General features: G+C 39.3%; 24 protein-coding genes. 18 read left to right on the top strand and 6 right to left on the bottom strand.

Annotated elements, in window-relative coordinates; genetic code table 11:
* The first annotated feature begins 59 nt into the window (after window positions 1-59).
* Together AO843_RS04675 and AO843_RS04670 are read left to right on the top strand one after the other, a co-directional pair.
* Window positions 60-770 (top strand): ankyrin repeat domain-containing protein, encoded by a 711-nt coding sequence (locus tag AO843_RS04675; RefSeq protein ID WP_082389388.1) that lies wholly within the window; start codon window positions 60-62, stop codon window positions 768-770.
* A gap of 156 nt (window positions 771-926) precedes the next feature.
* On the top strand, window positions 927-2,012 hold the full coding sequence (locus AO843_RS04670; protein ID WP_054609999.1) for a hypothetical protein: 1,086 nt from the start codon (window positions 927-929) through the stop codon (window positions 2,010-2,012).
* 113 nt (window positions 2,013-2,125) lie between these two features.
* On the opposite strand, the gene AO843_RS04665 is transcribed toward AO843_RS04670, so the two are convergent.
* From AO843_RS04665 to AO843_RS04650, 4 genes are all read right to left on the bottom strand, one after another.
* On the bottom strand, window positions 2,126-2,731 hold the full coding sequence (locus AO843_RS04665) for a response regulator transcription factor (protein ID WP_054609998.1): 606 nt from the start codon (window positions 2,729-2,731) through the stop codon (window positions 2,126-2,128).
* Window positions 2,728-3,354 carry a sensor histidine kinase gene (locus tag AO843_RS25530; protein ID WP_369814407.1) on the bottom strand — a complete coding sequence of 209 codons (627 nt, stop codon included), beginning with the start codon at window positions 3,352-3,354 and terminating at the stop codon, window positions 2,728-2,730. Before AO843_RS25530 ends, AO843_RS04665 begins: the two co-directional genes overlap by 4 nt.
* 502 nt (window positions 3,355-3,856) lie before the next feature.
* Complete coding sequence (locus AO843_RS04655) at window positions 3,857-4,984, bottom strand: DUF418 domain-containing protein (protein ID WP_054609996.1); 1,128 nt, start codon at window positions 4,982-4,984, stop codon at window positions 3,857-3,859.
* A gap of 140 nt (window positions 4,985-5,124) precedes the next feature.
* Complete coding sequence (locus AO843_RS04650) at window positions 5,125-5,832, bottom strand: class I SAM-dependent methyltransferase (RefSeq protein WP_082389387.1); 708 nt, start codon at window positions 5,830-5,832, stop codon at window positions 5,125-5,127.
* Window positions 5,833-6,007: 175 nt separating this feature from the next.
* Here AO843_RS04650 and AO843_RS04645 point away from each other — a divergent pair, with 175 nt between their 5' ends.
* Window positions 6,008-6,247, top strand: coding sequence for a hypothetical protein (locus tag AO843_RS04645; protein WP_054609995.1), 240 nt, complete (start codon window positions 6,008-6,010; stop codon window positions 6,245-6,247).
* A 52-nt stretch (window positions 6,248-6,299) separates the two neighbouring features.
* On the opposite strand, the gene AO843_RS04640 is transcribed toward AO843_RS04645, so the two are convergent.
* Window positions 6,300-7,349, bottom strand: a complete 1,050-nt coding sequence (locus AO843_RS04640; protein ID WP_054609994.1) for an NAD(P)/FAD-dependent oxidoreductase — start codon at window positions 7,347-7,349, stop codon at window positions 6,300-6,302.
* Window positions 7,350-7,496: 147 nt separating this feature from the next.
* Here AO843_RS04640 and AO843_RS04635 point away from each other — a divergent pair, with 147 nt between their 5' ends.
* From AO843_RS04635 to AO843_RS04585, 11 genes are all read left to right on the top strand, one after another.
* Entirely contained in the window at window positions 7,497-8,285 is a 789-nt protein-coding gene (locus AO843_RS04635) for an ABC transporter ATP-binding protein (protein ID WP_054609993.1), read from the top strand.
* Window positions 8,286-8,297: 12 nt separating this feature from the next.
* Window positions 8,298-9,224 (top strand): iron-hydroxamate ABC transporter substrate-binding protein, encoded by a 927-nt coding sequence (locus AO843_RS04630; protein ID WP_054609992.1) that lies wholly within the window; start codon window positions 8,298-8,300, stop codon window positions 9,222-9,224.
* A 23-nt stretch (window positions 9,225-9,247) separates the two neighbouring features.
* Window positions 9,248-10,249 carry a FecCD family ABC transporter permease gene (locus AO843_RS04625; RefSeq protein WP_054609991.1) on the top strand — a complete coding sequence of 334 codons (1,002 nt, stop codon included), beginning with the start codon at window positions 9,248-9,250 and terminating at the stop codon, window positions 10,247-10,249.
* Window positions 10,242-11,249, top strand: a complete 1,008-nt coding sequence (locus AO843_RS04620; protein ID WP_054609990.1) for a FecCD family ABC transporter permease — start codon at window positions 10,242-10,244, stop codon at window positions 11,247-11,249. The genes AO843_RS04625 and AO843_RS04620 overlap by 8 nt, the downstream gene beginning before the upstream one ends.
* Window positions 11,250-11,406: 157 nt before the next feature.
* Entirely contained in the window at window positions 11,407-12,348 is a 942-nt protein-coding gene (locus tag AO843_RS04615; RefSeq protein WP_054609989.1) for a nuclease-related domain-containing protein, read from the top strand.
* 88 nt (window positions 12,349-12,436) lie between these two features.
* The gene (locus tag AO843_RS04610) at window positions 12,437-12,673 is read left to right on the top strand and encodes a hypothetical protein (protein WP_054609988.1); all 237 of its coding nucleotides are present in this window, start codon (window positions 12,437-12,439) and stop codon (window positions 12,671-12,673) included.
* 150 nt (window positions 12,674-12,823) lie between these two features.
* A complete protein-coding gene (locus AO843_RS04605; RefSeq protein WP_054609987.1) occupies window positions 12,824-13,243 on the top strand; it encodes a MarR family winged helix-turn-helix transcriptional regulator in 420 nt (139 codons plus the stop codon).
* 13 nt (window positions 13,244-13,256) lie between these two features.
* Window positions 13,257-14,456, top strand: coding sequence for an MFS transporter (locus AO843_RS04600; protein ID WP_054609986.1), 1,200 nt, complete (start codon window positions 13,257-13,259; stop codon window positions 14,454-14,456).
* 162 nt (window positions 14,457-14,618) lie between these two features.
* Window positions 14,619-15,488, top strand: coding sequence for an iron uptake system protein EfeO (gene efeO / locus AO843_RS04595; protein ID WP_054609985.1), 870 nt, complete (start codon window positions 14,619-14,621; stop codon window positions 15,486-15,488).
* Between the two features lie 6 nt (window positions 15,489-15,494).
* On the top strand, window positions 15,495-16,754 hold the full coding sequence (gene efeB, locus AO843_RS04590; protein WP_054609984.1) for an iron uptake transporter deferrochelatase/peroxidase subunit: 1,260 nt from the start codon (window positions 15,495-15,497) through the stop codon (window positions 16,752-16,754).
* Entirely contained in the window at window positions 16,729-18,444 is a 1,716-nt protein-coding gene (locus tag AO843_RS04585) for an FTR1 family iron permease (RefSeq protein ID WP_054609983.1), read from the top strand. The genes efeB and AO843_RS04585 overlap by 26 nt, the downstream gene beginning before the upstream one ends.
* A 67-nt stretch (window positions 18,445-18,511) precedes the next feature.
* Here AO843_RS04585 and AO843_RS04580 read toward each other — a convergent pair whose 3' ends face one another.
* Window positions 18,512-19,366, bottom strand: a complete 855-nt coding sequence (locus AO843_RS04580) for a pentapeptide repeat-containing protein (RefSeq protein ID WP_054609982.1) — start codon at window positions 19,364-19,366, stop codon at window positions 18,512-18,514.
* A 103-nt stretch (window positions 19,367-19,469) separates the two neighbouring features.
* Between AO843_RS04580 and AO843_RS04575 the strand changes: the two genes are divergently transcribed.
* The 4 genes from AO843_RS04575 to AO843_RS04560 all read left to right on the top strand — a co-directional run bounded on the left by AO843_RS04575 (window position 19,470) and on the right by AO843_RS04560 (window position 25,165).
* Window positions 19,470-21,122, top strand: a complete 1,653-nt coding sequence (locus AO843_RS04575) for a PucR family transcriptional regulator (RefSeq protein WP_231630066.1) — start codon at window positions 19,470-19,472, stop codon at window positions 21,120-21,122.
* 131 nt (window positions 21,123-21,253) lie between these two features.
* Window positions 21,254-22,522 (top strand): cytosine permease, encoded by a 1,269-nt coding sequence (locus tag AO843_RS04570; protein WP_054609981.1) that lies wholly within the window; start codon window positions 21,254-21,256, stop codon window positions 22,520-22,522.
* Complete coding sequence (locus AO843_RS04565) at window positions 22,519-23,622, top strand: DUF917 domain-containing protein (RefSeq protein ID WP_054609980.1); 1,104 nt, start codon at window positions 22,519-22,521, stop codon at window positions 23,620-23,622. The genes AO843_RS04570 and AO843_RS04565 overlap by 4 nt, the downstream gene beginning before the upstream one ends.
* Entirely contained in the window at window positions 23,615-25,165 is a 1,551-nt protein-coding gene (locus AO843_RS04560; RefSeq protein ID WP_054609979.1) for a hydantoinase/oxoprolinase N-terminal domain-containing protein, read from the top strand. The genes AO843_RS04565 and AO843_RS04560 overlap by 8 nt, the downstream gene beginning before the upstream one ends.
* Window positions 25,166-25,357: the final 192 nt, after the last annotated feature.

The following is a 25,357-nucleotide window of genomic DNA, read 5'->3' as shown; positions in this document are numbered from 1 at the left end:
GACTTGTAAACTAGGGACAGAACGATATCCATCAAAACAGAGAGGGCGGTGCATGTCAGATGAAGAAGATGCAAGCGGTCATCATAGCTTTATCCTTTTTATTGCAGGGATGTGCCTCAAATGATATGGAGGCTATAAAGCTTGAAAAAGGGGGAAAAGAGGAGATGGCTACAGATGTGACTAGTCACTTGTTTCAAGCAGTAGAAAAAAGAGATTTGGACGCACTTAAAGAGGTTTTAAACCAAAAAGTGGATACAAATGCGCAAGACTCAAACAATCGAACAGCTTTGATGATTGCCACGTACAATCAGGATGTTGAAGCAGCGAAATTACTAATAGATGCAGGTGCTGATGTGAACATACAGGATGATATGCAAAACACGCCCTTTCTATATGCAGGTGCGGAAGGCTATCTGGATCTATTAAAGTTAACGATTCAAGCAGGGGCAGATCCTACGATTGTAAATCGCTATGGGGGAACGGCATTAATTCCGGCATCTGAGCATGGCCACATGGAGGTTATTGAGGAATTATTAACTACCACAAACATTGATGTTAATCATGTCAATCATCTGGGATGGACGGCATTGATGGAAGCAATCATTTTAAATAACGGCAACCCAACACAGCAAACGGTCATTCAAATGTTGATTGATCATGGTGCGGATGTCAACATTCCAGATCAAAATAATGTGACACCATTACAGCATGCGAAACAGCGAGGATTTAAAGAGATTGAAAAAATCCTTATCGCAGCAGGAGCAAAATAATCAAAACTGTAGAGACTATTCTAAACAGTTTTTTGTTCTTAAATTATTTTTCCGATTTTTTAATTCTTTTTTAATAGTTTATTTATTGGCAGTTTAGATATGGACTTTATGATAAATATTGTAAACCAAATTACACCATAAAGGAGCGTTAAAAAGATGAAATTAAGTAAACGTATTGTCCCAGCAGCATTAGCTTTATCAGTATTATCAGCAGGTTTAGTAACATTTGGTGAGCCGTTAAACGCAGATGCAGCAAATAATAAAGCAGTAGCAGCAGCTGAAAATGAGCAGGTAGCGAAAATTACCAACATTAAGCCATTAAACACAATGACACTACAAATTATATTTAACCAGCCTTTAGCAGCAGCCGATGTAGATCTGAACAATTTAGATGCTATTAAAAAACACTTTATTTTTAATGGAGATTTAGAGATTGTCAATGTTCCTCGATTAATGACAGGTTCTAAGAGTACATATATTGTACCTGTAACGTTCCAAGAAGATGACTTCATCTATACATTGAGCTATAAAGAACAACGCAATAAAGTTTTTGAAGGCACAGATGAGAAAGTATTTGTACGAAATGTAGAGCAAGTAACAAATGATACTTTTACACTGGAAGCATTCCAGGAGGATGGCGTTGTGGATTATGCCAATATCATTGAAGCTTACCGTGCAGGACGTGGGAATCTTGCATTTAGCTTAGACCGTCAAAATCGTGATGCTAGTGGCAAACGCTTTGATATTATTTCTTCTTTACGTGATCGCTATGTAACAGTGAAAACAAGTGAAGGAGAAGAGTTTGTCGCTAATTATGTACCATTTACACAAGCAGCTGATGGCAGACAAGCTTCTCAATTTAGATTACCAGCAGGTCAAACGTTAAAGCCAGGTGTGACATATCGTGTGTACTCACAATGGGCTGAGATTGATGTAAAGAGCTTTGTAGCGAAAGAAATCGCACCGTTTGTACTACAATCTGTTAAAGCAATTGATGATAAATCATTTGAATTACAATTAACAAACGATCCACAATCAGATTTACTTGCTGGCAGAAGTGTAGAGCTAAAAGGAAATGATGGTAGCACATTACAAGCACAATACCGCTACTCATCACGTAAAGGGGCTGTAGGTATTTTCGATCTTGCGAACGGTGGCACGTTAAAAGCAAATGTAAGCTATACAGTTGTCCCATTAAACAACTGGGCTACAGCGACAAATGTAGTCCTACAAGGAAAATAATAAGAAATTAATAAAATAATGAATCTGTCATTTGAAACCTGAAACCTATTTCATGTAATGTATTTTATTCTAACATGATAAAAATCTCGTCACGGCTGTGGCGAGATTTTTTGTTATAGCCAGCCTTTTTCACTAGCTACCTGAGCAGCTTGCTGTCTGGATTCTACTTGTAGCTTTTGAATAGAGGTGGATAAATAATTACGAATGGTTCCCTTTGTTAAAAATAATTGCTTACTAATTTCATTGGTGGTCAAGCCTACCTTCACCAGTTGTAGCACAGCGATTTCTCGCTCATTTAAAGGGTTTTGCTCCTTCATAAACAAGGTAGCGGCTAAATCTTTACTGACCACCTTTTCACCCTGCATGATTTTTCGAATAGTAGCGATTAAATAATCAATCGGTTCATCTTTCAGTAAGTAACCGTGTACCTCACAATCCATTGCTTTTTGTAAATAGCCAGGGCGTGCAAACGTTGTGACAATCATCACTTTACAGGGCAAATTAGCCACTTTGATTTTTTCAGCAAGTTCTAACCCTGAAAGATGGGGCATTTCAATATCTACTAGGCAAACATCGGGTAGTTCCTGTTGAATGTAGTCCCACGCTTTTTGACCATCCGAAACTTCAGCTATTACCTCAATATCTGGTTCAAATGACAAAAGGGATGTTAAGGCACCACGTAACATTTGTTGGTCCTCTGCTAGTAAAACTCTTATCATGTCGGAGGCTCCTTTCCATCTTGAATTGGTATGCTGAATAACACGCTCGTACCTGTCGTTGTATTGCCTTCAATCAGGGCATAACCATGAAGAACACGCATTCTTTCTTTCATCGAGTTGATGCCATTGCCAAGTCCCTCTTGTTGCAAACCAATTCCATCATCTTGAATAGCAACAGTATATTGTCCTTTTTGACATTGGATCTTCATCTGGCAGCTCTGCGCCTGACTATGCTTCAGCATATTAGTGGTAGCCTCACGTACACATAAAGCTAACATGGTTTCCTCTACACTCGAAAGAACGATTTTAGGACAGTGATTGTTAATAGTGGTAGTAATATGCGCACTTTGTAAAAGCTGCTGACAGTGTAGCAGCTCCGTTTGTAGAGACACAAAATTCATATCGGATACGAGCTCACGTACTTGCTTTAAGGCTGTACGTGTTGTGGCTAATATGTCATTTAATTCTTGTTTGACACTTGAAGGATCTCTGTCGATCAGTTTAGTGGTCAGTTCTGTTTTGACTTTAATCATCGTCAGGGTGTGACCAATCGTGTCATGAAGATCTCTAGCAATACGCTGTCTTTCCTCTTGTTGAACAAGCTGTGTATTGACATCAGCCAATTTGGATTGTAGGTTTTTCGACTTTTCTACAAAATAAATGAGGACAGGGAATACCAATTGAATGATCATCATGGATGCTAGTACCTGTGAATCAGCGGGTACTAGGGAATCCGTGGTCATCCTCAGAACGATTAAAAACATGACAGCCATACCAAGCATCCCACTAGCAATATGCCATTTGGATTTGGCTCTTCCTAATAAATCGGCGAAGGTAAAACCGAAGATAAGCATGAAGATATCCTCGTAAATGGCAAGGATGTTAATAAGAAGGAAGCCTACAAGTGAGGCAAGTAGTAACTTCCAATCTCGATTCCATAAAGACATATAGAAAGCAGCTAGATACAAGCCTAAGATAGCTATTTTAGCCATGAAAGGGAGTACTGAATGAGACCATAATACCATCGTTACCAAGACAACCAAGGATACAACATCGATGATTAAATAATGTTTAACTTGTTCTCTGGGGTATATTTTTATTGCTTACACCATCCTTTGTTGCTTATTACTGTGTCATAGCTTGAATCGTTTTTTTTCGAATCCATTCCATCGGACCAATGTGAAATTGCCGCTGCCAAAATGACGCTAGAACTAGCTGTAGGCAAGATAGGGCTAGCCAAATACATATAATAACAATGCTATTAACTTGCCCACCTAAGCCAAGCCCCCAGCCGTAAAAAATAATAGATGCAAGCACGTTTTGCAGGACATAACAGCTCAATGACATTTTGCCGACATTGGCAAATCGTTGCCAAAGCCATTCTAGCCTCTTATATTCTACCAGTTTACCTAAAATTCCAATATAGCCAATCGATAGAATCGGCGCACATAAATAGCGAACAGGTAAATCAAAAAGCCCCCCGGGGATAAAAATAAGAAGATTTAAAGGAATGCCAATGAAGACACCGATTTTAAAAAGTTTTTGTCGAGCCTGATGTCCTTTGTTCGTTGCTGAAAAAACCTCATTGCGCATGAACTTGACGCCAAGTATAAATAAAAAAACATTCATAGGGATAATAAAAATAGCTTCCGTGCGATAAAATAAAAAGTTTGTCAGGCGATGTTGTACTTGCGCTAGCCAAGTACCATTTTCATAGAGGACAGCGACAGTCTCCATACCATTTAAGGAAACGCTAGCCCCAAGTAAGGTAATGCCAAAAATAAAGAGAATCAGGAGGACGTGAAAGCTACCTAAAAGATAGAAAGCCCATGTCATGACTTTGTCGCCTAATTTGATTAGAAAAGCCACGATGAAAGCTGTAACGGCGTAGCTCATTAAAATATCATATTCCATGACAAGTGTGTAATGAAGCAGTCCTTCCAACCCTAAAAAGACAATGGTCCAAAGATACACGCCAGGCCAAGCATTTCCTTTACGAAGTGCTTGCTGGTATTTTAACTGTAGACCTACCCCGAACATAATCGTTAATAAGCCTAGTAACTTTCCGTTTACAAAAAATAGTACTAACATTCGTAAAAAATCATTGAAAGACCACCAGCCAGAATAGTTATTCGTAGTGATATACGATAAATCGCCAAGATAAGCAAAAATCCAAATATTCGTTCCGAGAGTTCCTAAGACCGCGAACCCTCTTAGCATATCGATAAAAGGGAGCCTTTGTTGTGTTTGCATATGTTCTATCACTCTTTCTTTGTTTTTCTTATATTCATAATAAAAAAACAAGAAGGAGAAACCTATTCACACCAGTCAAAGAAACTATATGACAGGTGTCATAACAAAAAACCAGCAACACTTGGATGCTGGTTAGAAGATTATTTTGAACAGGAATAGATGCGATAATCTAAAATGTTTTCGTACTTTTCATTCATCGAAATATGCTGATCCATGACATCGTACAGCTCGGATTCAATATGTTTAGAAACATCGAATTCAGGCTTGGTTGAAATAGTTTTATTTTTTTGGATGCGAATATCTTGAAATCCTGTCTGTTGCAAGAGGGCTACCCAATCCTTTTTTGTGAGGAGAGCATCAAATCCGTAAAATTGTTGGATGTCGTCTGTTAGTTGAGAGGAAAGCAACGTAGGAATGGTAAATTCAATGGCAACCAAGCGGCCACCTTGTTTCAATAAACGGAAAATTTCTTGCAATGCACGTTGTTTATCAACAAAAGCAAGAACCGATTCAGCAAGAACAAAGTCAAAGGCTTCATTAGGTAACGATGTTTCCTCAATTGAACCTTGGATGATGTTGACTGGTAACCGTGCTTTTTGCATTCTATGACGTGCTTTTTCTATCATAATAGGATTGATATCGATGCCTGTTACATTTGCTGCATAGTGAGAGGCTAAAAAGGCAGCTGTTTGACCTGTACCACAACCAACATCTAAAAGATGAGAGGTTGGCTGGATGCTCTCTGCTTTCCATATTTCTTTTGATAGATTAATGCCACCAGGATGGGCGCCGCCAACACCAAATTTTGCTAAAAACTGGAGATAATTAGAGCCTTGAATGAAAACCACCTTCTTTTTTCATATAGTATGAAAAGAAAACTAGTATGGTTCCTTTACGAGCTAGCATTCCATATTATTTTATAGGACAGAAATATATTATTTTTGACCACTTCTTCATACGTCTAATTCCTTGATAAATGACGCACATATACTAGTGAAGAGCTTTTAGATAGGAGGTGTATAAATGCCACATTTTCAGCCGAATTATAGAAGAGGAGTCTATCCGTCAAACCAGATAGGAACTTTTGGTCCTCCATTTCGAGGTAGAACGATGCAACCTAACTATCCACCCAATCAGCAATTTCAAGCTCTTAGATTAGGGAGATTGCCAGATTTAAATACAATCATGGGGCATGCTGGGACGATTACGAATGGCGTAAATATGTTAAGACAGATGGGAGCATTATTAAGTTTATTCAGATAAAAGAAAGAAACCCTCTTAAGAATGTTATCTTTAAGAGGGTTTCTGTTGAGGATTACTGGGCTGGGACAAGTTGTTTTTCGATAATGGAGCGGTTTTTCTCTTTAAATAGCTCATTATGAGAGGACACCATGCCATGACGATAAGCTGTTGGCTCTAAATAAGTTTTAATAGAGTTGACCGCGTTGGCTGCATCTTGGAATGTCCCAAGAAGCAAATTAATTTTTCCTTCAAATGTTAAAATGTCTCCTGCCGCGAAAATACCAGGCTGTGCTGTTTCGCCTGTGGCTTTGCCTTCAAAATAATAATCATCCTTTTTGGGAATCGAAATCGCTTCATCAAATGTGAGGGAGGCTTCACAATTATAGCCATGACTAATGATAACCTCATCAATTTGACGAGTGTAGCTTTCCTTCGTTTTTGAATTTTCACATCTTACTAATTGAATAGCCGTTTTATCATCATTTGCTAAAAGTTTCGTAATAGTCGTATTACATTCAATAAGGACCCCAGCATCAATGGCTTCCTTTACTGTTGCTTCATGCGCCGATAATGTATCCTTTCGGTAAACCACTGTCACACTTTTAGCAATTGGGCTCAGTTCGACAGCCCAATCAATGGCCGCATTGCCACCACCAGAAATAAGGATATCCTTATTCACAAAACGTTTATAGGATTGGACGGTATAGTGTAAATTGGTCATTTCATATTTCTCAGCACCTTCCAGTGTTAGTTTTTGAGGATTAATAATACCCCCACCAACCGCTAGTAGGACTGTTTTCGAATAATGCTTTTCACCAGTTGCCGTATGTACAATAAATAGATCTTCTTGTCGTTCAATAAAATCTACTTTTGTGTTTGTTAGGATAGTAGAGTCAAATGTTTTAGCTTGCTGGATCAATTGTTTTACAAATTGCTCGCCTAACACAGGGGGGTGCCCACCAATATCCCAAATCAGCTTTTCAGGATAAAGTAATACTTTTCCACCAAGCTGTGATTGACTTTCAATTAACTTTGTTTTTAATCCACGTAAACCACTATAAAAGGCGCTATACAAGCCAGCAGGGCCTCCGCCAATAATTGTCACATCATATACATGTTGCATTTTTATTGCCACATCCTTAATAAATAGTAAAAAAGTAATTGACAAAATCTTATCATAAAACTAGACTAATTCTAGTGATAATGATTATCATTTTTAACTGTGCATATCATAGCATGGAAAGAAGTAAAAAGAAAGAGAGGGTCCAAATTGCGTTTAGAAGTTGAATCGATTCGTGTTGGTTATGAGAATAAAACGATTGTGCATGACTTATCGCTGCAAATTCCAGATGGCAAAATCACAACCATCATTGGTTCAAATGGTTGTGGCAAGTCTACCTTATTAAAGGCCATTACACGTATTTTAAAGCATGAGAGTGGACAGGTCATTCTGGATGGTCAAAATATTTCCAAGATGAACACGAAAGAATTGGCGAAAGAACTTGCCATTTTACCGCAAAGCCCAGAAAGTGCACATGGTTTAACAGTGGAAGAGCTTGTATCCTACGGTCGATTTCCCTATCAAAAGGGCTTTGGCAATTTATCACAGAAAGATAAAGAGGTCATTGACTGGGCTTTACAAGTGACAAAAACCGAAGACTTCCGCTTGCAATCTGTGGATGCTTTATCAGGTGGACAGCGTCAACGAGTATGGATTGCAATGTCGTTAGCTCAAGAAACCGACATCATCTTTTTAGATGAGCCGACAACATATTTAGACATGGCACATCAATTAGAGGTTTTAGAGTTACTTTACAAGCTGAATGAAGAACAAGGGCGTACGATTGTCATGGTACTCCATGATTTAAATCAAGCTGCACGTTTCTCTGATTATATTGTGGCACTGTCACAAGGAGAGCTTGTAAAATTTGGAACAGCTGAGGAAGTCATGGTTCCAGAAGTATTAAAAAAAGTGTTTAATATTGATGCTGTAATTGGCCAAGATCCACGAACAAACAAACCAATGTGCATTACATATAACTTATTACAAAGCGTTTAAAGGAGAATGACAATGAAAAAGTGGTTATTACCAATGTTTATGATGCTCGTACTAGTCCTAGCGGCGTGCGGCAATAAAGAAGAGAAAACAGAAAAGGCTGATGAAGGATCGAAAGAAGCGACTTCAGCAGAAACAATTACTTATCAATCTGAGGCAGGTCCTATTGAAGTACCAGCAAACCCTAAACGTGTAGTCGTGTTATCTTCTTTTGTAGGAGATTTATTACAGCTTGATGTTAATGTTGTCGGTGTAGATGCATGGGCAGCAAAAAATCCAAACTTTGAAGATGCTATTAAAGATGCAGTAGTTGTTGAAAATACGGATATTGAAAAAATTCTTGAGCTAGAACCAGACTTAATCATTGGTTTAAATGGCATTGAAAATGCTGATAAATTAGCAGAAATTGCACCAACTGTATTATTTACGTATGGGAAAGTGGATTATTTACAACAATTTATTGAAATCGGTAAAGTTGTAAATAAAGAAAAAGAAGCAACGGCATGGGTAGAAGATTTTAAAGCACGTGCAGCAGAATCAGGTAAAAAAATTAAAGAAAAAATTGGTGAAGATGCAACTGTAACAGTGGCAGAAAACTTTAATAAACAATTTTATATTTATGGCGATAACTGGGGTCGTGGAACAGAGATTTTATATCAAGAAATGGGCTTGAAAATGCCTGAGAAAGTAAAAGAAACAGCTTTAGAGCCAGGCTACTATGCTATTTCTCAAGAAGTTTTAGGGGACTATGCAGGGGACTATGTGATTTTCAGTATGTTCCAAGATCAAGATAACACTTTTACAGACGCAGCATGGTTTAAAGATTTAGAGGCGGTGAAAAATGGTCATTTATTTGAAGTGAATGCGAATGCCTTTTATTTCAATGACCCGATTACATTAGAACATCAATTAAAGTTCTTTGAAGAGAAATTTTTACAATAATTAGTAGAGAGTAGCGAAGGCAAATGACAAAGTTTCGACAGTTTCCATTTTGGCTTCAGGTATTGCTTGCATTGCTCGTATTAATCGGCACGGCTGGTATCTCGCTGTGCATAGGTGCAGCGAATACGAGCATTCAGGATGTCTATCAAGCAATTGTCGGACAAAGTGGTGGCAAGCATTACACGATTTTACGTGAAATTCGATTTCCTCGTATCATTGCTGCTATTTTTGTTGGCAGTGCACTCGCGGTTGCGGGAGCGATTATGCAGGGGGTTACACGAAATCCATTAGCTGATCCAGGGCTACTTGGTTTAACAGCAGGGGCAAATGCTGCCCTTGCTTTAACGATGGCATTTATCCCGAAATTCTCCTATTATTCATTAATTTTAGCCTGCTTTATTGGAGCTGGAATTGGTATGATGATCGTTTATGGGATTGGTGCTTCTACTAAGAAAGGCTTCTCTCCATTGAGACTTGTTTTAGCTGGTGCAGCAGTTACCGCTTTATTACAAGCGATTGCTGAAGGCACAGGCATCTTATTTCAAATTTCCAAGGATGTATCGATGTGGACGAGTGGCGGTTTTATTGGTACAACATGGCAGGCGTTACTGATCGTTCCTGTGATCATCCTCGGTCTACTATTGTCATTTGCTTTTAGTCGTCAATTAACGATTTTAAGTTTAAATGAAGAAGTAGCGGTCGGTGTTGGGCAAAATACAACATTGATTAAAGGTATTATGATGTTTGCTGTAGTTATTTTAGCAGGCTCTGCCGTAGCTCTTGTTGGGAATCTAGCATTTGTTGGCTTAATGGTACCGCATATTGTTCGCGCATTTGTAGGGACAGACTATCGTTTTGTCTTACCGATGAGCGCTATTGTTGGTGGTTGGTTTATGGTGACGGCTGATTTTGCAGGACGTATGATTAATGCACCATTTGAAACGCCAGTTGTAGCGATTGTTTCGATTCTTGGTCTACCATTCTTCCTACTATTAGTACGGAAGGGAGGACGCCAATTTGTTTAAAGAAGGTCGCAAAAAACAGCGGAAATGGCTTTTTACTTGGCTTGTAGTCACGTTATTAATTTTTGTTCTGGGCATTTCTTTAGGGCCAGCCTCTGTTTCATTTGATCGCATTATCCCAACCTTGCTAGGCGATGGTAGTTTTAAAGAGTCCTTCGTATTATTCTCAGTCCGCTTACCAAGAATGTTGGTACTAGCAGCAGCAGGGATGGCATTAGCTTTAGCAGGTGCTGTCCTACAAGGGGTTACACGCAATGATTTAGCAGATCCAGGGATCATTGGTATTAATGCAGGAGCAGGTGTCGGGATTACAGTCTTTTATTTACTTGTAAATGGTGATCTTCCACACTTTGCTTATATATTGCCAGTTGTAGGATTTTGTAGTGCTCTTTTAACTGCCCTTTGCATTTACTTTTTCTCCTATCAACGCAATAAAGGAGTGCAACCCTTCCAATTGATTTTAATTGGGGTAGGGGTAGCTTCTGCCTTATCAGGGGTAATGATGGTGTTAATTTCCTCAGCAGAGCGTAGTGATGTACAATTTATTGCCCAATGGCTTGCAGGTAGTGTTTGGGGCACGGATTGGCCATTTTTCTGGGCTTTAGTGCCTTGGCTAGTCCTGGCGATTCCGTATATTTTCTATAAATCCAATGTCTTAAATGTCTTGGCTATGACGGAGCAAACAGCGGTTGGTCTTGGGATGAATATTGGGCGTGAACGGTTACGCTTACTAATTGTCGCTGTGGCACTAGCAGCAGCAGCTGTTTCTGTGACAGGTGGAATTGCCTTTATTGGTTTAATGGCACCTCATATTGCTAAGCAGCTTGTCGGCCCACGTTACCAATTCTTTTTACCACTGACTTTATTTATCGGCGCAAGCTTATTGATGCTGTCAGATACAATTGGTCGTGTTGCTATTGCTACCGCAACTGTGCCAGCGGGTATCATTGTTGCCTTTATCGGCGCACCTTACTTTTTGTATTTATTACGGAAGAATGTATAGAAAAGTGATAGCACGAGTAAATGGATGCTCAAAAGCAAAGGCTTTTGAACTGCTGAAATGAATGAAAGATTTATTTTACTAAATGTATATGACAAGTTTTTAGGAACCTCATTTGTTGAGGTTCTTTTTTTATATAATCAAGACAGGAGGTGAATAAATGATTTTATTAGCACGTCGAACATCGGAAACACAGAAGACACTAGAAGTAATTGTCAGAAGACTCCCAGTAACTCATAGTGAGTACTCGAATTATTGTGAGCATGTAAGACGCTTAAAAGCTGGCTTCGCCGGTGAGCAGCGTGTAGATGCAGAATGGCTTGAGCTAGACTTACCTTCCCCCTATTATTTTCTCCATGATTTTCAAACAATGAATGACTTCGGCTCCACCCATCAAATGGATACTATTTTTCTGTGTCGTCAATTTTTACTCATTTTAGAGATAAAAAATATAACAGGGATTCTCTCTTACGATGCTTTATTTGCACAATTTACACGTACAACTGGTGAAGGCAACCTGGAGGGAATGACTGATCCATTTCTTCAACTTGAACGACATGTGGTATGGATGAAAAGGCTGTTACAACGAGAACACTTTCATTTACCAGTTCTGCATGCAGTCGTGCTAGCAACAAAAAATGGGATTTTATCAGAAGGTTTTCAAGGACAGCCAATATTTCATGTAACAGGATTACGAGTGCACCTACAAAAATGGTTAGACTTACATCAACCTGTAGAGACAGAAAAACTCTTTCGATTTGCCAGGGTCCTCATGTCCATGCATAAAAAAGTGAAAAGGGCAGTGAAAGTGCCATTCGAGGACATGGTCAAAGGTGTGATATGCCCAAAATGCGCAAATGGCCAGCCAATGAGCTATTCCTATAAAAAATGGCATTGCCCACGCTGTGGATTAGTGGACCGGGATGCTTTGAAAAGAGACCTCGAAGACTATCGATTACTAGTAGGCCCAAAGCTGACAAATAAAAGCTTTCGCGAATTCTTTGCCATCGATTCGCCGAACGTCGCCTACAAGCTGCTCCAGCAGCTCCCATTGAAAGCAGAAGGTTCAAAAAAGCATAGGGAGTATTGGATGATGGAATAAAAGGGAAGCTACAATTCAGACGGTCTGAATTGTAGCTTTTTTGTGGGTGGCGTGGTGGATACGCATGGAGTGACGGATAGAAAACCGAATGTGGTGGATACAGTGCGGTGTGACGGATAAAAAAGCCGAAGTGACGGATAAAGCAGGAAAAGTGACGGATAAAACGCGAGAAGTGATGGATAGAAAACCGAAAGTGGTGGATATGCATGGAGTGACGGTTAGAAAAGCTGGAGTGACGGATAGAGCAGGAAAAGTGACGGATAGAACGCGAGAAGTGATGGATAGAAAACAGAAAGTGGTGGATACACATGGATGTTATAGATAGTGGAGCGAATATAGTGCAAATAACGCATAAAGTGACGGATAGAACGTGCAAATTCCCGCACATGGGGCACTGTGCTCATTTCCGACTAGACAAATAGAGATTTTAGGTTTATAGTTAGCTAGGCTAACTAATATAAAAGGAAGTGATCTTGTGACAATTGAGCAAGAATTTTTTAATCAGTATCGTTTAATGTATAGGCCATTTATTAATAAGCTGAATGTGCAACTTGAACCGTATCAGTTATATAGCTCACAGTGGGCAGTTCTTCGTTTTTTAAAGGATAAAGGTCCGCATTCTTTTGTAGATATCGCTAATTTCATGTCTATTGAGAAGCCGAGTGTGACGAAGCTTGTACATAAACTCTTGGAGCTAGGGTATGTGGAAACGATGGCGGGCAAGGATAAGCGGGAAAAGCTTGTCCATTTATCGGCGTATGGGGAAGAGCTTGTGCAGGAAATTAAGTCGCATTTGAAGCCGTTTTTTGAGCATGCACTGGCAGGTGTAGCTCAGCAAGACATTGAAATAGCGACACAGGTTTTTGCGAGAATTTATATGAATATCAATCAATAGGAGAGCGAGTAACGTGGAAGCAACAAGAAAGAAACTATGGACAAAGGATTTCTTAATTGTCTCACTGATTAATTTTACCATTACGTTAATCTTTTATTTATTAATGGTTACGATTGCTGCTTATGCAGTGGAACATTTTAATGCGTCTACAAGTACAGCGGGTCTTGTATCGAGTATTTTTATTATCGGGACATTATTAGGGCGTCTTGGAACGGGCCGTATTATTGGGGATTGGGGTAGTAAGAAAACATTATTTTGCGGATTGCTTTTATTTATGCTGTCAACGATGTCCTATTTTATTGCAGGGAATTTACCTTTACTTATGCTGAATCGTTTAGTACAGGGGATTGCCCTTGGGGTGGCAAGTACAGCAACAGGGACTATTATTGCGCAGATTTTGCCACCTGAGCGACGTGGGGAAGGGATTGGTTATTATAGCTTAAGTGCGATTTTGGCTACAGCTATTGGACCATTTGTCGGTATTTTATTAACACAGTTGTTTGAAGATTATCGCATGATTTTCGCGGTAGATTCCGTTTTAGCCATTATTTGCTTTTTCATGTATTTTATCGTGACAGTGCCAGATGCACCGAAGAAAGCAAAAGATGTTGCTGTGAAGGCAGGCTTTAAGGTGACAAACTTTATTGAATTGCGTGCAGTGCCGATCGCCTTTGTTGCACTCGTAATTGGTTTTGCCTATTCAGGTGTCATGTCCTTTATGACGTTTTATGCGAAGGAGCTTCATTTAGTTTCAGCAGGTAGTTATTTCTTCATTATCTATGCCATTGTCATTTTAGCTACACGTCCATTTACGGGGAAATTACTAGATACAAGAGGCGCAAATATTATTATTTATCCTTGTTTAGTGATTTTTGCTATCGGCATGTATGCCTTTAGTTCAGCTTCAACAACGATTGCCTTTTTAATTGCTGCTGCTTGTATTGGTATTGGCTATGGTAACTTCAATTCAGTTGCACAGGCTATTGCTATTAAAGTAACACCAAATGAACGTTTAGGACTTGCGACATCTACTTACTTTATTTTTTATGATTTAGGATTGGGCGTCGGGCCTTATTTCTTAGGATTATTTGTACCAACTTTGGGTTACAGAGCTATATTCTTTGCGATGGTCTTTGTCATTCTATTATCAATTGTGCTTTATTATTTCTTACATGGTAAACATGAGAAATTAAAACAAGCAAAAATTTCGTAGATTAGAATCATTATATTGTGGAAAAAACGTCTTTTTTCTAGTTGTTCGTAAAAAACAACTTAAAAATGACGTTTTTTTCTTTTTAAAAAAATTTATCTTGCAATGGAGGATGATAATCATTATCATCACAATATAAAACAAATTCGGGAGTAGGTACGAAGTATGAAAAACAAATCATTATTATCGGTATTAGTTGCAGGAGGCATTTTAATGGCTGGCTGTGGCAATACAGAAGATACAAAAAAAGAAGACAAGCCTGAAACAGAGCAAACAGACAAAGCAGCACAAGAGGTTGATTTATCTACTGAACTATCAGCTTATCAACAATTTGCTTTAGAGCAAATGGATCAATTTTTACTAGAAACAGAAAAATTCGTGAATCTAGTCAAGGCGGGCGATATTGAAGGAGCTAAAGCAGCGTATGCGCCAGCGCGTATGTATTTTGAACGTTCTGAGCCAATTGCGGAAAGCTTTGGAGATCTTGATCCACGCATTGATGGTCGTTTAGCTGATATTCAGGAAGAAGGAAAAGGTGAAGAAGAATGGTCAGGCTACCATAAGCTTGAACATGCACTATGGGAAGAGAATACAACAAAGGGCTATGAGGCTGTGGCAGATCAACTTCTTGCAGATGCGAAGGAATTACATGCTCTTGTACAAACAGTTGAAGTGACGCCTGATTTAATGATTACTGGTGCGGTTGATTTATTAAATGAAGTGTCGACATCTAAAATTACTGGTGAAGAAGAAATTTACTCACATACAGACCTTTATGATTTTAAAGCGAACATTGAAGGTGCAGAAAAAATCTTTGAAATTTTACGCTCGAAATTAGAAGCAAAAGATTCAAAGCTTGTAACAACACTTGATGAAAAATTCAAAGCGGTGGACGATTTATTAGCACAGCATGCAACTGCAGATGGTGGCTATATTTCCTATGAAGAATTGACAGAGGACAACACAAAAGCACTTGCAGCAGCGGTAAATCAGCTTGGAGAACCATTAAGTCAAATGGGTATCATTTTGGAGTGAACATAAATGACAGCGTCAAACGAAGAAAAATGGATCAATAAAAAAATCTCAAGACGTGATATGTTGAAGTTGACAGGCATTGGAGTGGCAGGTGTTGCCATTGGTGCTTCTGGCTTAGGTGGTGTTATGAAAGCGATGGGCTATGATGTCTTTGAACCTGTTGCGGACAGTATCACTGCAAGCAATAAGGTCAATTTCTATGGCAAACATCAGTCTGGTATTGTGACACCTGTACAAACGAATATTTATTTTGCTTCTTTGGATGTGTTAGTAACATCGAAGAAGGAATTGCAAGAGTTGTTCCAGCAATGGACACCTCTTGTTGTGCGTTTAATGAATGGCGAATTAATGGCCGATGTTTCGTCGAATACGAGAGTGCCGACTGGTGATACAGGTGAAGCAGATGGCTTAGATGCCGCCAATTTATCAATTACTATTGGTGTAGGGCCCTCCTTGTTCGATAAACTAGGTATGCAGCATTTAAAACCAGAGGAGCTAAAGGATTTACCACATTTCCCAAAAGATCAGTTACAGAAAGAATATACAGGTGGCGATCTGTGTATTCAAGCCTGTGCAGATGATCCACAGGTGGCATTCCATGCAGTCCGAAATTTAGTGCGTGCAGCTTCGGGGAAAGTAGAGATTAAATGGTCACAAGCTGGTTTTAATTCATTCCCAGCAAGCGGCGGCACCCCTCGAAATCTCTTTGCATTCAAGGACGGTACAGTAAATCCATCCATTACAGATGAGAAGGATTTAAATAAGGTAGTTTGGGTAGATAAAGGCTGGCTAAAAGGCGGCTCTTATTTAGTCGCGCGTAAAGTTCAAATGCATCTTGAGACATGGGACCGTACATCTTTGAAAGATCAAGAAGCAACATTTGGTCGTTACCGTGATAGTGGGGCACCGTTGGGCAAAACAAAGGAATTTGATGATTTTGATGTAGAGGCAAAGGATGATAAAGGGAACTATATTATGCCGGATACATCACATGTTCATTTGGCCCGTAAATCAGGAGCACGTATTTTACGTCGGTCCTATTCATATGCATCTGGTGTGATGTCGAATACAGGCACCCATGATGCAGGGCTTATCTTTGTTTCATTTCAAAAAGACCCAGCCCAATTTACAACTATTCAAAATAGCTTAGGGCGTATGGATAAAATGAATGAGTATATTACCCATCGAGGCAGTGCCGTGTTTGCTTGCTTCCCTGGTGTACAAAAGGGGAGTTATTTAGGTGAAGCACTTTTTAACGCGCTGTAGTATCGTTATAGCTTTATTGTTGACTTTAGCTTTACCTGTGCAGGCTGCGCAATCTTATAGTCATTTATATATTGCGATTAGTGATGCATTGATGAATACGAAGCAGGATAAAGAGGCGGAGGCCAAACAGGCACTTGAACAGTTTGCCACAGACTGGGCTAAGGTTTCTTCTGAACAAAAAGAAGCGAAAGCAAAGGTTGATGATAGCCTTGCCCATGCAACTGAGGCCGCATCAAAGGATGAACGTTTAGAGGCGCTGTCCGCATTGTCAAATGCACTACGAGCCTTAGAAAAACTGGAAAATCCAGTAGATGAGGCTGCACAACGAGCAGAGTTTGGGCAAAAGATGAAGCCAATTATGGCAGATTTTGAAAAAGCTTTAGCCGGTGGAAACGTTCAGGCTATTGATGAAGCCTACAAGGATTTTAATATCAAATGGAACAAAAGTGAGCGTCCAGTACGTGAGCAGAGTATTGCGATGTATGGGCAAATCGAAACACAAATGGCATTTCTGCGTATCTCAATTTCTGCTGAAGAGCCAGATATCGCTCTCATGAAAACTCAATTTGCAGATTTACAAAAAACGATTGCAGATTTTGTAGAGGGTAAAGAAACAGCCAAAGTGGTTGAAGGTGATTATTCATTAGCTACATTAATTGCTTATATTGACGAGGCGATGGACTTTGTTGATGCGGGTGATTATAAGGCAGCCTCTGATAAGGTGCGTGAATTTATTACGATTTGGCCACGTGTTGAAATTGAAATTTCAACACGTAATGGTAGCCTTTATACGAAAATTGAAAGTGATATGCCGATTATCGCGAGTGATTTATTAAAATCTTCCGTGGATCAAGAAGCGATCACCAAAAAGTTAAATACATTCCGTACTGAAATCGAGTTGATTCAAGGAGATTCGGATTATACGATTTGGGACGCAGCGTTAATATTACTACGTGAAGGACTTGAGGCTTTACTTATTATTTTGGCGCTAGTGTCATTCCTTAATAAATCAGGGCAGCAGAAAATGCGCAAATGGATTTATATTGGAGCGCTTGTGGGCGTTCTGTTATCAGCTGTTGCAGCGGTTCTTATGTCAACGATTCTAAATTCGGCAACAATTGATACAAATCGTGAATTGATGGAAGGTTATGTGGGCTTAATTGCGGCAGCGATGATGATCGGTGTGGGTATTTGGCTACATAGTAAGTCAAACGTGGTTAGTTGGAATCGCTACATTTCTAAGCAAATGGGTAATGCTATTTCTAGTGGCTCTATTTTCGCCATGGCGGCGATTAGCTTCTTATCCGTTTTCCGAGAAGGGGCAGAAACGCTTGTCTTTTACGCGGGTATTGCACCAAAAATGGAGACTTCGCAATTTATCCTTGGAATTGTCGTAGCACTGATTATCCTTGCCTTGCTGGCCATTGTGTTATTTAAGGCAAGTGGCAAAATTCCGATTCATAAATTCTTTGCCGTAGCAACCGTGCTAATTTATGTATTAGCCTTTAAGATTATCGGTGTCAGTCTGCATACATTGCAACTGACTAATAAGATTTCCACATCGATTATTGATGGTTTACCTGTCATAAGCATGATTGGTTTCTATCCAACCGTAGAAACAATGATAGGTCAAGCGATTTTACTAGCTTTGGTCGTAGCAACCATCTTTTATAAAAAGAAACAAGCCTAAGCAACTTTAACAAACACTTGTGGCAGTCGCGCAAGCAAAAGGATGTCTCCATGAAGACATCCTTTTTTTACTTCCAGTGAGCTGGACGTTTAATATAGGAAGGTAATTTCGTAGAACGGTCACCTTGTGCGGCATTGATTTGCATTTGCGTTAAAAATAGACTTGTTGAAAGATCAGCACCACGTAAATTAGCATCACGCAAATCGGCCCCAATGAAATCTACCTCGCGTAAATTGGCCCCTTGTAAATTGGCAGCAATCAAATAGCTACCTCTTAAATCAGTCGCTCGTAAATCTTTGCCCTGTAATTTTTTACCCATCCAATCAGCACCACGCTGATTTAATTTTGAAGAAGCTTTCTCCTTTACACGATGCGTACGAATTTGTTCGCTAGTTTTTAAAAGAAGTGCATTAACTGGCATACGAATAGCAACAATGTCCAGTGTTAATAAGGCATCTGCTTCAAGTTCCGTTGCCTGCTGTAGCTGTTCTAATTGAACAAGGAGCTGCTCATAGAGCGTGTTGTCCACTTGATAGGATAAAGCCTCTGCCACATAGGCGATCATTTCATAAAGCTGCTCCATAATTGGAAACACTTGAAACATCTTGTCAGCATGAATGCGAGATTGGCGCCAATCTTGTCCTTTAAATGTAACTTGGGAAACCTGCTGACCGGCACCTAGGCAATCAAAAACTGTACAGCCTTTAAAACCGTTCACTCTTAGCTTGCTATGAATTTGACAGCTATAGTCATCTTTTAAATTGGAACATGGCTTGCCTGCTGGCTTATTCATAGCAAAGTCACTGGAAGCCACAATATTTAATGCTGTACAACATAACCCAAAACAGTTTTGGCAATCTGCCTGCAAGCTTTCTCGGATTTTTGTGCCAATTGATGTATCTCTATTTGTCAGGTTAGACATCCTTTTTCCCTCTCTTACCTCATGAACTTAGCTATTATTTTATCACGTACATGCTAGCAGATGAAATATGATTACAACCATATTTTGAAAGACAGTAGGGATTATGGTATTCTTCTTCACAAGACATTGTCTAGAAAATTTAGAAAAAGTAGTGGTGGTTGAACATGGGGTAGCTGTCAATGATTTATTGCAATTGCCATCCTTTCGAGGGGCAGAGGTTTTAACAGGTCGAGATAATCTACATCGTACGGTCTCTTCTTTATCAGTTTTAGAAGTATCGAATGTTGATTTTTATTCTAAAATTATTAATCGTGTGCAAGAGGAATGGTATGCGGAAGAGCTTGTAATTAGCTCCTTTTACTCCATTCGTGATAGTGTGAAACAGCAATGCGAAACGATTCAGCATTTACATGATTTAGGAGAACTTGGCCTTATATTATATTATGTTGGTATTGTGTTGCCAGATATTCCCGAGGAAGTGCTGGCATTAGCCGAGGCGCAGGGGTTTATAATCATCTGTATGCCTAGAAATGATTATTCACTGCGCTATAATGAGGTTATTTTTGAGGTTATGGAAGCGATTGTTAGTAACCAGGGTGTCAATGATCATTTTGTCAAGGAAACGTTAGAGAAGGTATCTTTGTTGCCTGAGCATCTTAGAAGTGTTGAAATTACATTGAAAATGTTATCAGATCGTTTGAAAGCTAATATTCTACTAACGAATAGTCATTTAGATATTGTCAACCAAGTCATGTGGCCTAGAAATTCTTCATTAGATGTGGCCAATGTCATTCATGAATGCTCGCAAACACAAAACTATCGAGAAACGGGTAAGTTCGAGTTACAACGAAGTGACATATCATGTGTAATCGAATATAAAAGAGTTCACCAAAAAAATGGGGAGCCCCTCTTTTTATTTCTTATAAAGGAAAATACGAATTTGCCCGCGAAGACGATTGAAAAAGTGAGTGAGGTTGTCCAAGTGGCGATTAATTTATGGGGAGACAAACATGATGAGGTTAGTGAATATGCCTTAGTCAAAGCAATAATTAATGATGAAAGTGAAAAAATGAGAAGATTAGCCAATCTCCTTCATATTGATGTCTCCGCTATTCAAATGATGTGGTTAGTATACATGCACGATTTAGCCGAGGAAAAAAAGATTCGAGATGAGTTAGAAGAGCAGCTATCCAAATACTATCAAACCAGGGTCATTCAATGTATTGACCATTGTATGATTGTGCTACTCGGAAATTGCCTTTATAAGCACCATGAGTTTGAGATTACTATTGAATATAGTGAAACGACCAATTATGATGCACAAATCGCAGAAATCGTCTATGCACCAAAAATGAAAAACACCAAGGCTGTTCGTCAAATGTATCAATTGGTCAATCAGGTAGGGGATAAAGCCAACACTATATACCCAATGCGAAAATTGTTTACAGCAGCGGAGGTTCGTTCCATGAAACGAGCTATCGATGTGAGTAAGCAGGGCGAAGAAATGATTGAGGAATATTTGTCGGTGATTGAACCGATTTTACATGATCACGATACGTTACAGACACTGATTACATTTTTATTAGATGCCAATGCGAGTGTGGAGCGTTGTGCGGAACTACTTTATATTCATAAAAATACGGTAAAATATCGAATCAAAAAAATTAGTGAGCTGATTGGTACAGATGTGACCATTTACGCCGAATTTTACGATGTGTATATGGCCTGCATGCTCTATCGATTAATTAATGATTAGAATAATCTGAAATTTTGTCATTTTGAACAAAATTTCAGATTATTTTTTTCATTTACGCAAAAGACTCTCTTCCATGCTTTCTTTATAATTAAAAACAATAATCCATCACCCAAGTATAAGGAGGGAGTCGCTTGAGAAATGACAACAAAGTTCAATCTTGGTATAGCTTAGGAATTATTTGGGCTGGTGCCATGATTTGTATTCCTAGTTTATTGGTAGGTAATGCACTAATTACAAGTATGAGTTTATCAAAGGCACTGGCTGTAGCGTTTGTAGGCTACGCGATTGTCGTGTTAATTATGATATTGCAAGGAATGCAAAGCAGTGATTTAGGAAAACCGACTGTCCATATTGCTGGGCAAGTGTTCGGTAAAAAAGGCTCTCGTACCATTTTATCCATTATATTAGCCATTGCATGCTTAGGGTGGTTTGGTATTCAGGCTAATGTTTGTGGGGTTGCCTTAGCGAATTTGCTAGCAATTTATCACTTGAATATACCAGTTCCTCTAGCTTCGTTCATAAGTGGTATGGTCATGGTTGTCTCTGCTATTTACGGCATGAAAGTATTACGTACATTAAGCTATATTGCTGTCCCACTATTAGTGATCATTTGTGTGTATGGTTTGGTCCAAGCATTAACAGGGGATCAGCTTGAATTCATTCGTGCTTACCAACCACAAGGCAATATGAGCTTTATGGATGGTTTAGCTGTAACAATTGGTTCATTCGCCTTAGGGGCAGTCATAGCGGGTGATTATTCACAATTTTCCAAAAAACGTTCAGATGTTTTCAAGGCTGCTACGTTAGGCATTATTCCTGCTGGCGTGCTGATGATTGGCGTAGGGGCCATTTTAACAATAACTTATCAAACAAGTGACATTACCGCTGTTTTTCTGCATATTGCTACACCGTTTATTGGTGGGGTTGGCTTAATTTTAGCGACCTGGAAAACCAATTTGGTCAATGCGATTTCAGGAGGTATTGCCTTAATTAATGTATTTGATGTTTCTAAAAACAAAGAGAGAGTGGCGATTTTTGTCGCTGGGACAATTGGCACGATTTTAGCAGTAATAGGGATTTTGAATTACTTCACTCCGATTATGTCGATCCTCTCAGCGATGATTCCCCCTGTTGCAGGTGTCATGATTGCTTCCTATTGGGTCATCCATAAAGGCCATAAAGATAGCTGGATAGAGGTGGAAGGTGTTAATCGATTAGGTGTGTATTCTTGGCTTGTAGGGGCGGTGATTGCCTGTCTGCCCGTTGTATTCTCATTATTCCCTGAGTTGCCGACATTACCTAATCAACCGATGATCGGCATTATCATTTCATTTGTTATTTACTATTTTGGATATCGAATATCCGTACAAAAAACTGTCATACTGGAGGAACATAGATGAGATATTTAGACCAAGCAGCTATTGAACATATTGCCATTGGTGCAGCATTTTTAGGAACAGGTGGTGGCGGAGATCCGTATATTGGGAAATTAATGGCTCTTTCTGCGATCGAAAAAAATGGTCCTGTTAAGTTGTATTCAGTGGATGAAATTGAAGATGAAGACTTTTTCATACCTGCAGCTATGATGGGAGCGCCATCTGTTTTAGTGGAAAAGTTCCCGCGTGGCGATGAGTTCGTGAAAGTTTTCCAAAAGCTTGCACAGTATTTGGGTAAGGATAAAATTGCCGGAACATACCCAATGGAAGCGGGTGGGGTCAATTCGATGATTCCTATTGTGGTGGCTGCACAGCTAGGGTTACCGTTGATTGATTGCGATGGCATGGGGCGCGCATTCCCAGAATTACAAATGGTGACCTTTAACCTAGATGGTATTTCAGCAACACCTATGGCCATTACAGATGAAAAAGGCAATATTGGTATTTTTGAAACAATTGATAATAAATGGACAGAGCGTATTGCTCGATCAGCAACTGTCGAGATGGGGGCTAGCTCTTTAGTGAGCTTATACCCAACAACGGGTGCCCAAATTAAGAAAAGTGGTGTGCATCATATTGTGACGCTTTCTGAAAAAATCGGTGAAATTATTGCCTCAAAAGATCAAGAAGTGAACGATAAACTAGAAAGTCTTCTGAAACTTGTTGCTGGATACGAGCTATTCCAAGGGAAAATTGTCGATGTGATTCGTGAAACGAAGGGTGGCTTTAACCTGGGGAAAATGAATTTAGAAGGTATTGATGGCTATAAAGAGGAGCAGATGAAGGTTCATTTCCAAAATGAAAACTTACTGGCAGAGAAAAATGAGAAAGTTGTAGCGATGACGCCAGACCTTATTTGTTTGGTCGATTATGAAACATTACTGCCTGTGACGACAGAAAGTTTAAAATATGGCAAACGTGTGCGCGTAATTGGCTTACCAGCACATGAAAAATGGCGCACAGCAAAAGGTATTGAAACAGCAGGACCAAAATACTTTGGCTATGATTATGATTACGTGACAATCGAAGAATTGGTGAAAAAGGAGGTAGCTGAACATGTATAAAATTGGAATTGATGTAGGTGGAACAAACACAGATGCCATTCTTTTAGATCATAATAGTCAGCTTATTGATAGTGTGAAATCACCCACAAGCTTAGATATAAAATCAGGTATTGAAAAATCATTGCAGCAATTATTACAAGGTGCAAACATTGATAAAACAAAAATTACGCATGCCATGTTAGGGACAACACAATGTACCAATGCCATTGTTGAACGAAAAAAATTAGCAAAGGTTGGTGTAATTCGTCTGGGTTATCCAGCTACCGCCTCGGTGCTACCTTATACAGCATGGCCATCAGATATGATTGATAACTTATCAGGGAATTATGCGATTGCACACGGTGGCTATGAATACGATGGCCAATTATTGAGTGCTCTTGATCAGGAAGAAATTACGAAGCTATTAGAAGAATGGCGTGACCATGTAGAATCCATTGCCATTGTAGGTGTCTTTTCATCTATTAAAAACGATCAAGAATTGCAGGTTCGTGACTGGATTCAAGCTATCTATGGGGAAGATTTCCCGATTTCTTGCTCATCGTTAATTGGATCTGTGGGGTTAATTGAACGTGAAAATGCAACGATTCTAAATGCTGCTTTATGTAAGGTCATCGAGACGACAACACAAGGCTTTATACAAGCACTACAAGCGGAAGGTATTTTTAACGTAGAAGTTTACCTATGTCAGAATGACGGTACATTAATGTCTGTCGACTATGCAAAGCAATTCCCGATATTGACCATTGCTTGTGGGCCAACAAATAGTATTCGTGGTGCCTCGTATTTATCCCAAATTCAAAATACAATGGTATTGGATGTAGGTGGTACGACTTCTGATATTGGTGTATTACAGGATGGCTTCCCTCGAGAATCTTCCGTCGCAGTGGAAGTAGGGGACATTCGTACCAACTTTAGAATGCCTGATATTATCTCAGTCGGTCTAGGTGGCGGCAGCATTGTTCGAGTGAAGGACGACAAAATTACCGTTGGACCGGATAGTGTAGGCTATAAAATTAGTGAAGAGGCAATAGTATTTGGCGGATCGACTTTGACGACAACGGATATTGCTGTCCGTTTAGGCCTTACAGATGTTGGCGATCGAAATTTAGTGGCCCATATTGATGAAGCGTTTGCCATAGCGGTTCAAAAAGAAATTTCTTTGTTACTGGAGCAAGCCATTGATAAAATGAAAACATCTTCAGAGGATGTATCGTTGGTCTTAGTGGGCGGGGGTAGTATCATTGTGCCTGAGAAAATTCAAGGTGTTTCCACTATTGTAAAATCGGAATATGGCGGTGTCGCAAATGCCATCGGTGCATCCATTGCGCAAATTAGTGGTCAATACGAGCAAATTTATATTTATTCCAAAGAACCTCGTGAGGAATCTCTGAAGGATGCACAAAATAAAGCAGTGAAACAAGCTGTATTAGCTGGTGCCCTTAAGGATACGATTGAATTGGTTGAAGTGGAAGAAACTCCATTAGCTTATCATCCGGAAAATGCCACAAGATTAAAAGTAAAAGTAGTAGGGAAAATGGTCTAACTATTAATGGAAGAGTCCTAAACAGGGCTCTTCTTTTTGTATTAGAAATGATTGAGCAACTAATATACGAAATAATGGCAAGGCAAATAGATTGATTGTCATTCCAAACGAAAATGAACAAGTTTTGGTTGATCATTTCTCCTTTGCTGATTATCGTTTAAGTTTTCACTAATAATTTTGTTCTGTATTCTT

The sequence above is a fragment of the Lysinibacillus sp. ZYM-1 genome (genome assembly GCF_001308875.1).
Lineage (GTDB): Bacteria > Bacillota > Bacilli > Bacillales_A > Planococcaceae > Lysinibacillus.
The sequence above is the reverse complement of the archived record's forward strand: the minus strand, read 5'-3'. Positions and strand labels throughout refer to the sequence as shown.

What these genes read in the sequence shown, in the direction of transcription:
- AO843_RS04630 (WP_054609992.1), top strand. Translation starts at nt 8,298, where the DNA reads ATGAAAAAGTGGTTATTACCAATGTTTATGATGCTCGTACTAGTCCTA.
- AO843_RS04675 (WP_082389388.1), top strand. Translation starts at nt 60, where the DNA reads ATGAAGAAGATGCAAGCGGTCATCATAGCTTTATCCTTTTTATTGCAG.
- efeO (WP_054609985.1), top strand. Translation starts at nt 14,619, where the DNA reads ATGAAAAACAAATCATTATTATCGGTATTAGTTGCAGGAGGCATTTTA.
- efeB (WP_054609984.1), top strand. Translation starts at nt 15,495, where the DNA reads ATGACAGCGTCAAACGAAGAAAAATGGATCAATAAAAAAATCTCAAGA.
- AO843_RS04665 (WP_054609998.1), bottom strand. Translation starts at nt 2,731, where the DNA reads ATGATAAGAGTTTTACTAGCAGAGGACCAACAAATGTTACGTGGTGCC.
- AO843_RS04610 (WP_054609988.1), top strand. Translation starts at nt 12,437, where the DNA reads ATGTGGTGGATACAGTGCGGTGTGACGGATAAAAAAGCCGAAGTGACG.
- AO843_RS04625 (WP_054609991.1), top strand. Translation starts at nt 9,248, where the DNA reads ATGACAAAGTTTCGACAGTTTCCATTTTGGCTTCAGGTATTGCTTGCA.
- AO843_RS04645 (WP_054609995.1), top strand. Translation starts at nt 6,008, where the DNA reads ATGCCACATTTTCAGCCGAATTATAGAAGAGGAGTCTATCCGTCAAAC.
- AO843_RS04560 (WP_054609979.1), top strand. Translation starts at nt 23,615, where the DNA reads ATGTATAAAATTGGAATTGATGTAGGTGGAACAAACACAGATGCCATT.
- AO843_RS04565 (WP_054609980.1), top strand. Translation starts at nt 22,519, where the DNA reads ATGAGATATTTAGACCAAGCAGCTATTGAACATATTGCCATTGGTGCA.
- AO843_RS04575 (WP_231630066.1), top strand. Translation starts at nt 19,470, where the DNA reads ATGGTATTCTTCTTCACAAGACATTGTCTAGAAAATTTAGAAAAAGTA.
- AO843_RS04615 (WP_054609989.1), top strand. Translation starts at nt 11,407, where the DNA reads ATGATTTTATTAGCACGTCGAACATCGGAAACACAGAAGACACTAGAA.
- AO843_RS04670 (WP_054609999.1), top strand. Translation starts at nt 927, where the DNA reads ATGAAATTAAGTAAACGTATTGTCCCAGCAGCATTAGCTTTATCAGTA.
- AO843_RS04640 (WP_054609994.1), bottom strand. Translation starts at nt 7,349, where the DNA reads ATGCAACATGTATATGATGTGACAATTATTGGCGGAGGCCCTGCTGGC.
- AO843_RS04580 (WP_054609982.1), bottom strand. Translation starts at nt 19,366, where the DNA reads ATGTCTAACCTGACAAATAGAGATACATCAATTGGCACAAAAATCCGA.
- AO843_RS04655 (WP_054609996.1), bottom strand. Translation starts at nt 4,984, where the DNA reads ATGCAAACACAACAAAGGCTCCCTTTTATCGATATGCTAAGAGGGTTC.